The sequence below is a fragment of the Streptomyces tropicalis genome, from assembly GCF_029269835.1.
GTDB classification, from domain to species: Bacteria; Actinomycetota; Actinomycetes; order Streptomycetales; family Streptomycetaceae; genus Streptomyces; species Streptomyces tropicalis.
In genome coordinates this window covers 88,320-102,730 of sequence record NZ_JARJBB010000020.1, presented here as the reverse complement: position 1 = coordinate 102,730, position 14,411 = coordinate 88,320, and the positions used below count along the sequence as shown (strand labels likewise).

Genomic DNA, 14,411 nt, shown 5'->3' with positions numbered 1-14,411 from the left:
TTGTACTCACCCTCTCGGGCTTTCCTCCGGGCGCTTCCCTTCGGTCTTGCGTTTCCGACTCTATCAGATCTTTCCGATCCGATTTCCTCGGTGCTTTCCAGGTTCCCGCTTCCGCGTTTCCCTTTCCAGCGGTTCCGACTCTATCAGATCTTTTCTCGACCTGACCCCCGGTCAGCGGGGTCCGTCTTCCCGGCTGTTGGGCCGTTCCGACGTCTCAAACCTTAGCGGATCCTCGCGGCGATTCCCAATCGGCCCTTGCGGATCCGGACCGGGATCGACGAGTCCTATTCGAATTGAATTCGGGCACGCCGAATTCGACCCGAGGAGGGTGATCGTGCGGATGGTGTGAGTGCCGCTGGTGCGGCGGGAGTGCTGACGGAGAACATGTCGTCCTCGCGGCAACCCGGAGGACTCTACGGATCCGGGAGAGTGGTGTCAAGCGCCTGCTGTCAAGATCTTTTAGTCGAGATCGCTGAGCCGCCCGCCGGCGTCCGGCTGTGCGTGCTCCACGCGGCGCAGCAGCCGGGTCAGGACCTCCCCCAGCACGGAGCGCTCGTCCGGGGACAGGTCCTGGAGGAGGTCCTCCTCGAAGACCGAGGCCAGGCGCATGGCCTCCAGCCACTTCTCGCGGCCCTCCGGCGTCAGCTCCACGATCACGCGCACCCGGTTGGACTCGTCCCGCTCCCGGGTGACCAGGCCCTCCGCGACCATGCGGTCGATGCGGTGGGTCATGGCGGCCGGAGTGAGGCCGAGGCGCTTGGCTAGATCGCTCGGTCCCAGGCGGTAGGGGGCGCCGGAGAGGACGAGGGCCTTGAGGACCTCCCACTCCGCGTTGCTGATCCCGAGCTCGGCCGTCTGGCGGCCGTAGGCGACGTTCATCCGCCGGTTCAGGCGGGACAGCGCCGAGACGATCTTCTCGACCTGGGGATCGAGTCCCTGGAACTCGCGCTGGTAGGCGGCGATCTGCTCTTCGAGTGTCGGCTCGCCGAGGCCGCCGGAGGTGTCGCCCATGCCCCGCAGTATGGCACGGGGTCGCTTGGCGTTGAAGTCCTTCGCCGTGTACTCTTTAGCTTCGAAGTTTAGATTCGAAGTCTTCAGTCCTAACGACTGGAGCGCTCCAGACGGACTCCCGCGACTCCTCGCGGCGACTCGAGAGAGGTGAACGTGACCAGGGCGATGGGCGCAGCGATGCGCCGGATCCACGTGGGCAACGCACTCAGCGCGTTCGGGCTCGGCTTCACCGTCCCCTACCTGTACGTCTATGTGGCGCAGGTGCGGGGACTGGGGGCCATGACGGCGGGGCTGGTCCTCGCCGTGTTCGCCGTGGCCGCGCTGATCGTGCTGCCGTTCGCCGGCCGGGCGATCGTGCGGCGCGGCCCCCTGCCGGTCCTGCTCGCCGCCCTGGTCACCGCCGCCCTGGGTGCCCTGAGCCTCGGCCTCGCGAGCGGCGCGGCGAGCGTGCTGCTGTCGGCGGCGGCGCTGGGCGCGGGGCAGGCCGTGATGCAGCCGGCGCTGGCCACGGTGATCGTGGACTGCTCCGCGTCGGAGACCCGCTCCCGGGCCTTCGCGATGCAGTTCTTCCTGCAGAACCTCGGTCTCGGCGTGGGCGGGCTCATCGGGGGTCACCTCGTCGACACCACGCGGGTCTCCTCGTTCACCCTGCTGTTCGCGATCGAGGCGGCGGTGTTCCTGCTGCTGGTGGTCGTGATGGCCACGGTGCGGACGCCGCACGCGCCGCGCATCGAGGAGACCCCGGGCGGTGGCGCGCGGGGCGCCTGGCGGCAGCTGGCGGGCAACCGGGCCATGGTGCAGCTGTGCGTGCTGGGGTTCGTGCTCTTCTTCGCCTGCTACGGGCAGTTCGAGTCGGGGCTGAGCGCCTACGGCGTGGAGGCCGCCGGGATCTCCACGTCCGCACTGGGGACCGCGCTGGCCGCGAACACGCTGATGATCGTGGTCGCCCAGTTCGCGGTGCTGCGGTTCGTCGAGCGGCGCCGGCGGACCCGGGTGATCGCGGCCGTGGGCCTGGTCTGGGCGGTGGCGTGGGCCGCGGCGGCCTACGCGGGCCTCGGGCACGGCAGCCGGACCATGGCGACGGCCGCGTTCGTCTCCACCTACGCCCTGTTCGGCCTGGGGGAGGCGATGCTGTCGCCGACGGTCGCGCCGCTGGTCGCGGACCTGGCTCCGACCGGGCTGGCCGGGCAGTACAACTCCGCCTTCGCGCTGGTGAAGCAGCTCGCGCTGGCGATCGGACCTGCGGTGGGCGGCCCGATGGGTGCCGCGCTGCACGGCCCGTACGTCATGACGTTCCTGCTGTTCTCGCTGGGGATCTCGGTGCTCGCGCTGCGGCTCGGGCGGCGGCTGACCGCGGAGCAGGACCATCCGTGGGCCGCGCGGAGCCGGGTGGTCGCCCGGGGCGGGGCGGCCACGGAGCCGGTGTCCGCACAGGCCTGAGGGGGCCGGGTCCGGGGCGGCCGTCACCTGCGGGTGGCGGCCGCCCCGGCCCGTTCCGGGACGGCCGGTGCCCGGTCCGTCAGCGGACGGCCGTGGTGAGGATCGCGCTGAAGGGCAGGGTCGCCGTGCCGTCCGGGGCGGTGCGGTCGGCGAGCCGGGCGGCGAGGGCGCGGCCCGCCTCGGCCAAGGCCTCCTCGCCCCGGGTCTCGACGATCCCCTGGCCCCAGGGCACCACCGACAGCCGGCCGCGGGAGAACCCCTCCAGCGGGGGAAGCGTGATGCCGAAGGTGATCTCGCGGCTCACGGTGTCGTGGAAGCCGGCGGCGGTGAGGGCACCGGTGAGGTGTTCCGCGGTGCGGGCCAGGGTCCGCGCGAAGTCCTCGGCGACGTCCGGGCCGCCGTACTCCCGGAGCACCTCGTACTGCGCCTCGAAGTAGGGGGACCTCGAGCGGTCGGCCCAGACCGTGGCGGCGAAGCGGCCGCCGGGGCGGGTGACCCGGGCGGCCTCCGCGAGGGCCGCGTCGAGGCCGGGGAACAGCTGGGCGCCCTGCAGGCAGAGCACCGCGTCGAATCCGGCGTCCGGGTAGGGCAGGCCGTCCGCGGGGGCGACGGTGAACTCGATGTCGGGGTACAGGCGAGGGTGGAGGGCCTCGGCCACCTTGAGCCTGCCCGCGTCGGGGTCCGTGCCGAAGACCCGGCCGGAGGGGCCGACCCGGGCGGCGGCCGCGCGGGCGGCGAAGCCGGTGCCGCAGGCGAGGTCGAGCACCGCGGCACCGGGGTAGAGGTCGACGGCGTCCACGAGTGCGGTGACGAAGGGCGCCACGATCGGCGCGACGTACTGCTCGTAGCGCTCGGGGGCGCTGCCCCCGAGAGGGAATCCGGATGCGTCAGCCATGCTGAGCTACTAGCACCGCCGGGCCGCTTCGCCTAGCCGCCGCGCTGCCCGCCGCGGCGGAGCGTCACCCCGTGGCGCGGGGCAGGGCGAACTCGCACCAGACCGCCTTTCCGCCGCCCGGGGTGCGGCGCGAGCCCCAGTTCGACGCGATGGAGGCGATGATCGCGATGCCGCGGCCGGACTCGTCGCCCGGTTCCGCGCGGCGGCGGCGCGGGAGGTGGTCGTCGCCGTCGGTGACCTCCACGATCAGACGGCGGTCGGTGCGCCGCAGGCGCAGGCGCATCGGCGGGGTGCCGTGCTGCAGGGAGTTGGCGACGAGCTCGCTCGCCGCGAGGACGCCCAGGTCGTGCAGGTCGGGGGCGAAGCGCCAGCTGGTGAGGACGCCGGAGGCGAAGGCCCGCGCGCGGGGGGCCGCCTCGACTCCGCCGAGCAGTTCGAGGGCGGCGTTGCGGAACAGCTCGCCGTCCTGGCCGGTGCGGGCCGGGTGCTGGAGGACGAGGACCGCCACGTCGTCGTCGTGGTCCGCCTGGACCCCGGCCGAGCGGACCAGGCGGTCGCACACCACCTGGGGGGTGCCGGTGGCGCCGGCGAGGGCGCGCTCCAGGGCGGCGATGCCCTCGTCGAGGTCCTCGTCGCGGCGCTCCACCAGGCCGTCGGTGTAGAGGACGGCGGTGGAACCGGGGCCGAGCGGGACCGAGCCGGAGGTGTGGATCCAGCCGCCGGTGCCGAGCGGCGGGCCGGTGGGCTCGTCGGTGCGCAGCACGGCGCCGGCGGCGTCGCGGACCAGGATCGGCAGGTGCCCGGCGGAGGCGTACACCAGCCGCCCCTCGTTCGGGTCGTGGATGGCGTAGACGCAGGTGGCGATCTGGTTGGCGTCGATCTCGGTGGCGAGGCCGTCGAGGAGCTGGAGGACCTCGTGCGGGGGCAGGTCGAGGCGGGCGTAGGCGCGGACGGCGGTGCGCAGCTGGCCCATGACGGCGGCCGCGCGGACCCCGCGGCCCATCACGTCGCCGATGACGAGGGCCGTGCGGCCGCCGCCGAGTGTGATCACGTCGTACCAGTCGCCGCCGACCGCGGCCTCGGTGCCGCCGGGCTGGTAGGTCGCGGCGATGCGCAGGTCGTCCGGCTGCTCCAGGACCTGCGGCAGCAGCGAGCGCTGGAGGGTGACGGCGGTCTCGCGCTGCCGCCGCTCGCTGGCGCGCAGCCGCTCGGCGGCCTCGGCGTGGTCGGTGACGTCGGTGGCGAAGACCAGCACGCCGGAGCCCTCGCGGCCGTCCGGGGCGGGGGTGCCGTCGGGCGGCGGGGCACCGTGGTGGCCGGAGCCGGCGACGGGGGTGCAGGTGAAGGTGTACGAGCGGCCGTCCGGTGCGCGGCGGGACTTCAGGGTGCGGGGCCGGCCGCTGCGCAGGACCTGGTCGAGCAGCGGGAGCAGGCCCAGCTCGCGCAGCTCGGGCAGGGCGTCGCGGGCCGGTTCGCCGACGGGGCGGGCGCCGAACGCCGTCGCGTAGGCGTCGTTGACGTAGGCGATGCGGTGGTCGGTGCCGTGGACGAGGGCGACGAGGGCGGGGACGCGGTCGAGCACCTCCCGCGCGGGGAGTCCGTCGACGGCGGGAGCGCATCCCGGAGTGCCGGAGGGCGCTTCGGCGCGCGCCGCGGGGACGGCGCCGTCCACGCGCCGGTCCGGGGGGACCGCGAGATCGGTCCGCGCCGCGGCGCGGCGCTGCGTTCCGGGGAGCCGGGCGCTCCAGCGCGTGAAGTTCACGAATCCTTGCCTCGTGTCGTCGTGTCGGGCCGGCTCCGGCCCGGCCGGGGGGTGCCGGGGCCGCGCGGACGGTGGCCGTGCGGTCTTGCTGTCGCGGGGTGCAGCACAGGGGAGAGCGCCGGGTGCTCCAGGACGGATGGTCGACCGCCCACGGTGGTGGACCAGTCTGGCAGTGTGGCGGACCGCACCGACATCCGTCAGACGCCGGGGCGTCCCCAGGAGTTCCTCGGTCCGGTCAGGACGACCCCTTCGGGTTGATGCGGGGGTCGAGAGGATGCTTTCCACCGGCCGCCAGTTCGAACTCCGCGCGGGGATGTTCCAGCGATCCGAGGGAGACGATCTCCCGCTTGAAGAGTCCTGCCAGCGTCCATTCGGCCAGGACCCGGGCCTTCCGGTTGAAGGTCGGCACCCGGCTGAGGTGGTAGGCCCGGTGCATGAACCACGCAGGGTACCCCTTGAGTTTGCGGCCGTAGACCTGCGCGACGCCCTTGTGCAGCCCCAGGGAGGCGACCGAGCCGACGTACCGGTGCGCGTACGTGTCGAGGGGCTCGCCGCGCAGGGCGTGGGCGATGTTGTCGCCGAGCACCTTGGCCTGGCGGACCGCGTGCTGGGCGTTGGGGGCGGTCTCGGTGCCGGGCTCGGCGGCGGTGACGTCGGGGACGGCGGCCGCGTCGCCCGCGGCCCAGGCGTGCTCCACGCCGTCGACGCGCAGTTGGGCGGTGCAGGAGAGCCGGCCCCGCCCGTTGCGCGGGAGGTCGGTGGCGGCGAGCAGCGGGTGCGGCTTGACGCCGGCGGTCCACACCAGGGTGCGGGTGGGGAACCGCTGGCCGTCGCTGAGCACGGCGACGCGGTCGGCGCAGGTGGTGAGGCGGGTGTCGAGGAGGACCTGGATGTTGCGGCGGCGCAGCTCGGTGACCGTGTAGCGGCCCATCTCCTCGCCGACCTCGGGCAGGATGCGGTCCGACGCCTCGACGAGGATCCACTTCATGTCCTCGGGCCGGACGTTGTGGTAGTACCGCGCGGCGTAGCGGGCCATGTCCTCCAGTTCGCCGAGGGCCTCCACCCCCGCGTAGCCGCCGCCGACGAAGACGAAGGTGAGGGCGGCGTCGCGGATCGCGGGGTCGCGGGTGGAGGAGGCGATGTCCATCTGCTCCAGGACGTGGTTGCGCAGGCCGATGGCCTCCTCGACGGTCTTGAAGCCGATGCCGTAGTCGACGAGGCCGGGGATGGGCAGGGTGCGCGAGACCGAACCGGGCGCGAGGACGAGTTCGTCGTAGGCCAGGGTCTCGGTGCCGCCGCCCTCCTCGGTGGCGAGGGTGGTCACGGTCGCGGTGCGGCGCGCGTGGTCGACGGACGTCGCCTCGCCGACGACGATGCGGCAGCGGTCCAGCACCCGGCGCAGCGGGACGACGACGTGGCGCGGCGAGATGGCGCCGGCCGCGGCCTCGGGCAGGAAGGGCTGGTACGTCATGTAGGGGTCGGGCGTGACGACGGTGATCTCGGCCTCGCCCCGCCGCAGCTCCTGCCTCATCCGCTGCTGGAGTCGCAGCGCCGTGAACATCCCGACGTAGCCGCCGCCGACAACGAGAATGCGCGCACGTTCCTTCACCACCCCATGACGCACCCGGCGCAGTCGTTTGTCCACAGGCCCGGCGAATTGTGTGACCGGGAGGGCGGGCCGGGCGGGGTTGGCCGAATCGTCGGGGCGCGGGACAGGCGCGCAGGTCAGCCGGTGTGAGCCGGGGTGCGGAAGGGGGCGCAATCCGGACGTATGCGGCCCGTACTCCGATCGGGGGGCGCTCTGTGCGGAACCTCCCCCTTCTGAATTGACTCCCTCTCAACTATGTTCGTGTGTCGACGGGGTGTAGGGGATGTGGCCGACGGAGCCCGCGGGATGGAACCGGATCTCGTGAGCGGGCTCGGCCGGGCACGGACCCGCTTGGCGCACCCCGGATTCAGTGACGGGGAGTCTCCGGGGGGAGACGTCATGACCGGGGGAAGTTCTATGCATGTTCAGGACACTCAGTGGTCCACCGCGGCCACCGTCGCGCCCATCGGCGGGGCGATGGGCATGACCGCGGGCGGCGGGCGCGGCGAGGGGCCGCGGACGACGCCGCTGCGCGTGGACGCGCAGCGCAACCTCGAGCACGTGCTCCGGGCCGCGCGCGAGGTCTTCGGGGAACTCGGGTACGGGGCCCCGATGGAGGACGTGGCCCGCCGCGCGCGGGTCGGCGTCGGCACGGTGTACCGGCGCTTCCCGAGCAAGGACGTGCTGGTGCGGCGGATCGCCGAGGAGGAGACGGCCCGGCTGACCGACCAGGCGCGGGCCGCGCTCGGCCAGGAGGACGAGCCGTGGTCGGCGCTGTCCCGCTTCCTGCGGACGTCGGTGGCGTCCGGCGCGGGCCGGCTGCTGCCGCCGCAGGTGCTGCGGGTGGGCGTGGCGGACGAGGCCGCGCCCGGGACCGAGCCGCGGGTGCCGCAGCAGCGCACCCAGTCGGCCTCGGCCGAGCTGCGGCTGGTGCCCGACGGGCCCGCGGTGGGCGGGGCCGAGGAGCACGCCGGGGCGGCGGAGCTGCTGGAGGTCGTGGGCCGGCTCGTGGAGCGGGCCCGTGCGGCGGGTGAGCTGCGCCCGGACGTGTCCGTGTCGGACGTGCTGCTGGTGATCGCGACGGCGGCGCCCTCGCTGCCGGACCCGGCGCAGCAGGCGGCGGCGTCGGCGCGGCTGCTGGACATCCTGCTGGAGGGGCTGCGGTCGCGGCCGATGTGATCCGGGGCGGCCGGGGGGTGCCCCGGCCGCCGGGACCGGCCCCTGCCGGCATTCCCCGATCGGGTGAACTCCGGTATCGGGACGCGACAACTCCCCACGGACGAGTGGACGATCCGTACAACCACGTCCCGGCCCGTACCCGTGTGGCACGCTGACCCGATGATCGGGACGGCTGGGCCGGCAGCGGAGGCTTTCCGCGATGGGCGTTGACGGACGCGACGCGTCACGCGGCGACGGCGGGGCGGGCGCGGACGGACTCCGCGCCCCGAAGGTGCCGGAGCAGGGCGGGTCCTCGAAGGTGCCGGAGCAGGGCGGGTCCTCGAAGGTGCCGGAGCAGGGCGGCCCGGCCGCGGTCCCCCGCGACACGGCTCCGGCTCCGGCTCCGGCTCCGGCTCCGGCTCCGGCTCCGGCTCCGAATGAGGGTGAGGTTCCGGTGCGGGGTGGGATTCCCCCGCAGCGCGACCGGTACGAGGAGGGGGTGCCGCCCCCGCCGGCCGGTCTGCCGCCCTCCGACGCCGACCTGATCGCGCGGATGCGTGCGGGCGACGGCACGGCGTACGAGGAGCTGTACCGCCGGCACGCCGCCGCCGTGCGCCGGTACGCCCGTACCTGCTGCCGCGACACGCACACCGCCGACGACCTCACCGCCGAGGTCTTCGCCCGCATGCTCCAGGCGGTGCGCGGCGGGGCCGGCCCCGACCACGCCGTCCGCGCGTACCTCCTCACCACCGTCCGGCGCGTCGCCGCGCACTGGACGGCGACCGCGCGGCGCGAGCATCTGGTGGAGGACTTCGCCGTGTTCGCCGCGCAGGCGGTCCGCGGCTCCGAGGGGCCCGCCGACGCCACGCTCGAACTGGGCGCCGACGTCCGGGCGATGCACGAGGCCGACCAGTCGCTCGCCATGCGGGCCTTCCGTTCGCTGCCCGAGCGGTGGCAGGCGGTGCTGTGGCACACCGAGGTCGAGGACGAGTCCCCGAGCGAGGTCGCCACCCTCTTCGGCCTGGACGCCAACGGCACCCGTGTCCTCGCCAGCCGCGCCCGCGAGGGCCTTAGGCAGGCGTACCTCCAGGCCCACGTCAGTGCCGCCCTCACCGGCGACGAGTCCTGCGCCCGTTACGCCGACCAGCTCGGCGGCTACGCCCGGCGCCGGCTGCGCACCCGTGCCGAGCGGGGACTGCGCAAGCACCTGGAGGAGTGCGCCCGGTGCCGGCTGGCGGCCGGCCAGATCGAGGAGGTCGCCGGCGGCATCCCCGCGGTCGTGCCGGTCGCGGTCATCGGCTGGTTCGGCGCCGCCGGATACGCCAAGGCCGTCGGCCTCGTCGCCGGTGGAGCGGGCGCGGCGGGCGCCGCGGGCGCGGCCGCCGCAGCCGGGGGCGGTTCCTCCGGCGGAGCGGGCGCGGGCGGCGGCGCGGCGGCCGCCGAGGGGCTCGGTGCTCCGGTGAAGGCCGGCATCGCGGCGGGGGTCGTCACCACGGCGGCCGCAGCCGTCGCCCTCGCCCTGGCCGGCCAGGGCGGTCCCGTCCGGACGCCGGCGGCGGTCCCGCCGCCCGCCTCCGCCCCGGTGGTGCGGCCCCAGCCGTCCACGTCCCTGCCGCCGCACCCGCATCCCGCGCCCCGCCCGCCGTCCCGGCCCGCACCGACGCCCTCCCCGGCCCCGGCCCACCGCCCGGCGCCGCCCCGGCCCGCACCGCGGCCCAGCCCGACCCGGACCCCGCCGGCGCCTCGTCCGTCGCCCCCGCCCACCCCCGGCCCCTCACCGACGCCGCCGCCCCCGCCGACGCCCGCGCCGGTGGTGTACGAGTGGAGCGGCCTGCGCTACGACCTCACCGGCGACGGCAGCGCGCCCGAGATGCGGCTCGCCGGAAGCAGCTGGGTGTGGCAGCGGCACGGCCTGTCGGCGGGCGGGAAGCGGTACGCGCACGGGGTCACCGTCCGCGGCGGTTCCTCGGTGACCGTCGACCTCAACCGCCCGTGCACCTCCTACGACGCACGAGCGGGCGTCGACGGCCTGACCCGCGGTCTCGGCCGGGTGGTCTTCTCCGTGTACGCCGACGGCCTCCGGCTGTGGAGCTCGGACACGGTCGCGGGCCGCGACGCCGCCGTCCCCGTCCATGTGGACCTCACCGGCCGCCGTACGGTCCGCCTGGTCGTCGCGCCGCGCAGCGTCTTCGACACGGTCGCCCTCGCCGACTGGGCGGAGTCCACGTTCACCTGCGACGGGGATCCCGTGCCGGGCGACGCGGGCTGAGGCCTGTCCCCCCGGGCGTGCCGCGGAGGTCCCGGGCGCGCCGGACGCTGCGGACGCGGTGCGGGCGGCCTCCCCCGCCGCCCGGCACCGGTTCTCTACCTCCCCGGGGCCAGCGCCCCCCGTTGCGGTGCGATGCCGGCCGGGACCGCGCGGGCCCGGGCGGGGGTGCCGGTCCAGCAGGTGCCGCGGCGGGACAGGAGCCGGCGCAGCCACAGTTCGAGCGACACCAGGTCGGCCAGGCCGTCCAGCGGGAGCGGCTCGCCCGCCACCGCCGCGCGCAGCGCCTTGCGCACCACGCGCGCCTCCACCAGCCCCGCCTCCGCGAGCAGCGGTGTCGCGAACAGGTCCATCAGGGGGTCCACGGCCACCCGCAGACCGGCCCGCGCGGCCACCGCGGCCGGCGCGTGCGAGGGGGCGCCCCAGCCGGGCGGCAGCTCGCCGACCCCGGCGCCCTCCAGGACGGTGCGCAGGATCGCGGCCCGTGCGCCGGGCTGCACCCGCAGCGCCTCCGGCAGGGCCCGGCAGGCGCGCACGACCTGGTTGTCCAGGAAGGGGGTGTGCAGGCGCTGGGAGCGGATCTCGGCGGCCTGCTCGAGGACGCGCAGGTCGGCTGCGTGCCGGGTGAGCGCGGCCCGTGCGCGGTAGTCGCCGGGGCGCTGTCCCGGCCCGCTCCCGGAGCGGTGCGTCGCCCCCTGCAGCCGAACCGATACTTCGGCCAGCGCCTCCCCGGTCAGCCAGCGCGCCGCCGGCCCGGGTCTCCCCCAGGCGAGCGCCGCCAGCGACGCGCCCACCGCACCTCCGGGCTCGTCGAAGTGCCGTTGCAGCAGCCGGTCGGCGAGGGCCTCCAGGCCGGCCCGGTACGGCGTCCGGGCCAGCCGCCGGGCCGCCCCGTAGACGCGCGCGGGGACCATCACCGACCCGTCGGCCCGGGCGAGCGCGGCGACGGGCCGGACCAGGTGGCGCCGCTTGCGGTCCATCAGCAGGTCGGCGAGCCGGGCCGGGTGGGCGTCCAGGACCTGCCGGGCGCCGTGGCCGGTGAAGTGGTCCGCGCTGCCGGAGGCCAGCCGGGCGCGGTGCCGGGCGGCCGCCACCAGCGAGGGTCCCGGCTCGTCGGTGAGCGGGCCCTCCAGGTCGGCGTACGGCAGCACCTCCTCGCCGCCGGTGACCACGACGTGGTGCAGACGGGGGTTGGCCGCGAGGGTCCCGGCGCGCTCCAGTTCGGCGTCGCGTCCGCCCACGGCGAGGTCGTTGAAGGTGACGGCGAGCAGACGTTCGCCGGCTCCGGTGCCGTGGCCCAGGAGAGTGCCCGGCATCCCGGGCAGCCCGGCCGCCAGCAGCGCGAGCGTGCCGGAGGCCGGGCCGCCGGACAGGTCGGCGCCGATCCCCGGCACGGGCATCCCGCGGGCCGCGCGGCGCTCGGCGGGCCCCATGCCGGGCACCGGTCCGGGGTCGATGTCGGGCACGTGGCGGGGCGCCGAGAGCCGGGCCCGGACCGCGTCGACCAGGGCGTCCCGCAGGGCGCCGACGGCGCTGTCCGGGTCGGCGGGCGGAGCCGCGACGGCGAGCGAGGCGACCGGCTCGTACCCGGCGATCTCGCGGGCCCCGGCGCGCAGGATCAGCGCGTGCCCGGGCGGGACGCGGCGGACGCCCTCGTAGGGCGTGGAGTCGTGCAGGGCGGCGGGCACCTCGGGGGCGGCGAGCAGGGCGGCGAGGTGGCCGAAGTCGAGGTTGGCCTCGGTGAGGTCGGCGAGCGGCAGGGCGGCGGTGGCGTAGGCGGTCCCGCCGGCCCACGGGGTGTGGAAGACGGGGCGGGCGCCGGCGAGGTCGCCGCAGACGGTGACGCGGCGGCCGACCTGGACGACGGCCGTGTAGCTGCCGGGCCAGGCGGTGAGGTGGCGCAGCGCTCCGCCGCGCGCGGCGAACAGACCGACCCGCAGCTGCTCGTCGGTGGCGCCGCAGGTGCCGAGGACCGCGAGCCGCGTCTGCGCGTCGGCGCGGATCGTGCGGACCTCGTCGGGCCGCCAGTCGCCGACCGCCCACAGCGGGTCGGGGTCGCCCCACAGCAGCTGGGAGCCGACCGGGTGCACGGTCTCGCCGTCCTGGCCGGTGGCGCCCGCGGAACCGGTCCCGGCGGCGCCCGTGGCGGTGCTGCTCCATCCCACCAACCACCGCATCGACGCCTCCACGGGCTGTGGACACCAGTGCACCCTACGAACCGGGTCACCATGCTGCCACGAAGGAAGCGCGCCGGAGGGGAGGCGGAGCATGCTTCGGCCCGCCGGGTGCGCTCTCGCGCGCCTGCCCGGGTCCGCTCGAACACCGGCACCGGGAGCGGCGGTTACGACGTGAATGCGCCCCCCGGTGCGCTCCCCCCGACCCCCTGAGCGCCGTCAACTCCCGTGGTGGGGACGGGAATCGGCGCCGAAAGACGGGGGGTTGTTTCCAGCCAAATCGAATCGGGTCGGTCGGGCGTGCCCACGCTCCGTACATGTCCGGCACCCGGGATGGGCAACCTGCAGTCCGGGAGGCGGAGTTCGCCTCCCGGACCGTTCCGCCGCCCGCGGGGATGGAGGCGGCGGTATCCCCCAGCCCACTGGATCCAGTCCAGCGGGCCGACCCACGACGACCATGGAACCGCTCCCCCGATGGCCGGAGAAGAGCGCACGGCCGGGCGCACGGCCACACAGCGGGAGCGCGCCGCAACCCTGCGTGCAGGGCCCGTACTTCCGTACGGGCCACAATCCCGCCATCCGGAACAATGCCCCTTAACGCTTGGGATCCGGCGAACTACGCTGGGTTTACGAATGCCGCGCGGTTATGCCAGCACGGCAGCCGTCTGTGTCGAGGGGTGGCGCATGTCCAGGGAGCAACGCGGGCCGAACGAAAAACTCGGCGCCGTTCTCGCCCTCGCGGGAATCAGCAACGCAGGACTCGCCCGCCGGGTCAACGACCTCGGTGCGCAGCGCGGGTTGACCCTTCGCTACGACAAGACGTCGGTGGCGCGCTGGGTGTCGAAGGGGATGGTCCCGCAGGGTGCGGCGCCGCACCTCATCGCGGCCGCGATCGGCCAGAAGCTCGGCCGCCCGGTGCCGCTTCACGAGATCGGCCTGGCGGACGCGGACCCCGCGCCCGAGGTCGGCCTCGCCTTCCCGCGGGACGTCGGGCAGGCGGTCCGGTCGGCGACCGAGCTGTACCGGCTCGACCTCGCCGGGCGGCGGGCCGGCACCGGCGGCATCTGGCAGTCGCTGGCCGGATCGTTCGCGGTGAGCGCCTACGCGACGCCCGCCTCACGCTGGCTGATAACCCCGGCCGACAGCTCGGTGGCGCGCGAGGCCCCCTCCGCGGAGGACTCGGGCGCACCGGTCAAAGTCGGCCACAGCGACGTGCAGAAACTGCGGGAGGCCGCGGAGGACGCCAGGCGCTGGGACTCCAAGTACGGAGGCGGCGACTGGCGTTCGTCGATGGTGCCGGAGTGCCTGCGGGTCGAGGCGGCGCCCCTGCTGCTCGCCTCCTACTCCGACGAGGTCGGCCGGGCCCTGTTCGGCGCCTCCGCGGAGCTGACCCGCCTGGCGGGCTGGATGGCCTTCGACACCGGCCAGCAGGAGGCCGCCCAGCGCTACTACATCCAGGCGCTGCGCCTGGCCCGCGCGGCCGCCGACGTCCCGCTCGGCGGCTACGTCCTGGCGTCGATGTCCCTGCAGGCGACCTACCGCGGCTTCGGCGACGAGGGCGTCGACCTCGCGCAGGCCGCGCTGGAGCGCAACCGCGGCCTGGCCACCGCCCGCACCATGAGCTTCTTCCGGCTCGTCGAGGCCCGCGCGCACGCCCGCGCGGGGGACGCCCAGGCGGCCGGCGCCGCGCTCAAGGCGGCCGAGGGCTGGCTGGAGCGCTCCCGCGAGGGCGACCAGGACCCGTCCTGGCTCGGCTTCTACGGCTACGACCGGTTCGCCGCCGACGCCGCCGAGTGCTACCGCGACCTGAAGGCGCCCCGCCAGGTCCGCCGCTTCACCGAGCAGGCGCTGTCGAAGCCGACGGAGGAGTTCGTGCGCTCGCACGGCCTGCGCCTGGTGGTGTCGGCGGTCGCCGAGCTGGAGTCGGGGAACCTGGACGCCGCCTGCGAGCAGGGCGTCCGGGCCGTGGAGGTCGCCGGGCGGATCTCGTCCGCGCGGACCACGGAGTACGTCAAGGACCTCCTGCACCGGCTGGAGCCGTACGGCGACGAGCCGCGCGTGGTGGAGCTGCGCGAACGCGCCCGGCCGCTGCTGATGACCCCCGCCTGACCCGGCCG

Annotated in this window: 9 protein-coding genes; 4 read left to right on the top strand and 5 right to left on the bottom strand. The window is 75.4% G+C overall.

The features are described from left to right. Positions 1-459: 459 nt before the first annotated feature. Entirely contained in the window at positions 460-1,011 is a 552-nt protein-coding gene (locus P3H78_RS27605) for a MarR family winged helix-turn-helix transcriptional regulator (RefSeq protein ID WP_276111880.1), read from the bottom strand. Positions 1,012-1,188: 177 nt separating this feature from the next. On the opposite strand from P3H78_RS27605, the gene P3H78_RS27600 reads away from it, so the two are divergent. Beyond that, the gene (locus P3H78_RS27600) at positions 1,189-2,451 is read left to right on the top strand and encodes an MFS transporter (protein ID WP_276111888.1); all 1,263 of its coding nucleotides are present in this window, start codon (positions 1,189-1,191) and stop codon (positions 2,449-2,451) included. Between the two features lie 79 nt (positions 2,452-2,530). Here P3H78_RS27600 and P3H78_RS27595 read toward each other — a convergent pair whose 3' ends face one another. The 3 genes from P3H78_RS27595 to P3H78_RS27585 all read right to left on the bottom strand — a co-directional run bounded on the left by P3H78_RS27595 (position 2,531) and on the right by P3H78_RS27585 (position 6,720). Continuing rightward, positions 2,531-3,346 (bottom strand): class I SAM-dependent methyltransferase, encoded by an 816-nt coding sequence (locus P3H78_RS27595; RefSeq protein WP_276111879.1) that lies wholly within the window; start codon positions 3,344-3,346, stop codon positions 2,531-2,533. Between the two features lie 64 nt (positions 3,347-3,410). Then, entirely contained in the window at positions 3,411-5,108 is a 1,698-nt protein-coding gene (locus P3H78_RS27590; protein WP_276111878.1) for an ATP-binding SpoIIE family protein phosphatase, read from the bottom strand. Between the two features lie 235 nt (positions 5,109-5,343). Further along, positions 5,344-6,720, bottom strand: coding sequence for an NAD(P)/FAD-dependent oxidoreductase (locus P3H78_RS27585; protein WP_276111877.1), 1,377 nt, complete (start codon positions 6,718-6,720; stop codon positions 5,344-5,346). A 393-nt stretch (positions 6,721-7,113) separates the two neighbouring features. Between P3H78_RS27585 and P3H78_RS27580 the strand changes: the two genes are divergently transcribed. Further along, positions 7,114-7,875, top strand: coding sequence for a TetR/AcrR family transcriptional regulator (locus tag P3H78_RS27580; protein ID WP_276111876.1), 762 nt, complete (start codon positions 7,114-7,116; stop codon positions 7,873-7,875). Positions 7,876-8,074: 199 nt separating this feature from the next. After that, entirely contained in the window at positions 8,075-10,123 is a 2,049-nt protein-coding gene (locus P3H78_RS27575) for a sigma-70 family RNA polymerase sigma factor (protein ID WP_276111875.1), read from the top strand. A gap of 95 nt (positions 10,124-10,218) precedes the next feature. On the opposite strand, the gene P3H78_RS27570 is transcribed toward P3H78_RS27575, so the two are convergent. Next, entirely contained in the window at positions 10,219-12,297 is a 2,079-nt protein-coding gene (locus P3H78_RS27570) for an asparagine synthase-related protein (RefSeq protein ID WP_276111874.1), read from the bottom strand. Positions 12,298-12,978: 681 nt separating this feature from the next. On the opposite strand from P3H78_RS27570, the gene P3H78_RS27565 reads away from it, so the two are divergent. Further along, entirely contained in the window at positions 12,979-14,403 is a 1,425-nt protein-coding gene (locus P3H78_RS27565) for an NsdA family TPR-like regulatory protein (protein WP_276111873.1), read from the top strand. The last annotated feature ends 8 nt before the right edge of the window (positions 14,404-14,411 follow it).

What these genes read in the sequence shown, in the direction of transcription:
- P3H78_RS27570 (WP_276111874.1), bottom strand. Translation starts at nt 12,297, where the DNA reads ATGCGGTGGTTGGTGGGATGGAGCAGCACCGCCACGGGCGCCGCCGGG.
- P3H78_RS27565 (WP_276111873.1), top strand. Translation starts at nt 12,979, where the DNA reads ATGTCCAGGGAGCAACGCGGGCCGAACGAAAAACTCGGCGCCGTTCTC.
- P3H78_RS27595 (WP_276111879.1), bottom strand. Translation starts at nt 3,346, where the DNA reads ATGGCTGACGCATCCGGATTCCCTCTCGGGGGCAGCGCCCCCGAGCGC.
- P3H78_RS27600 (WP_276111888.1), top strand. Translation starts at nt 1,189, where the DNA reads ATGCGCCGGATCCACGTGGGCAACGCACTCAGCGCGTTCGGGCTCGGC.
- P3H78_RS27605 (WP_276111880.1), bottom strand. Translation starts at nt 1,011, where the DNA reads ATGGGCGACACCTCCGGCGGCCTCGGCGAGCCGACACTCGAAGAGCAG.
- P3H78_RS27575 (WP_276111875.1), top strand. Translation starts at nt 8,075, where the DNA reads ATGGGCGTTGACGGACGCGACGCGTCACGCGGCGACGGCGGGGCGGGC.
- P3H78_RS27580 (WP_276111876.1), top strand. Translation starts at nt 7,114, where the DNA reads ATGCATGTTCAGGACACTCAGTGGTCCACCGCGGCCACCGTCGCGCCC.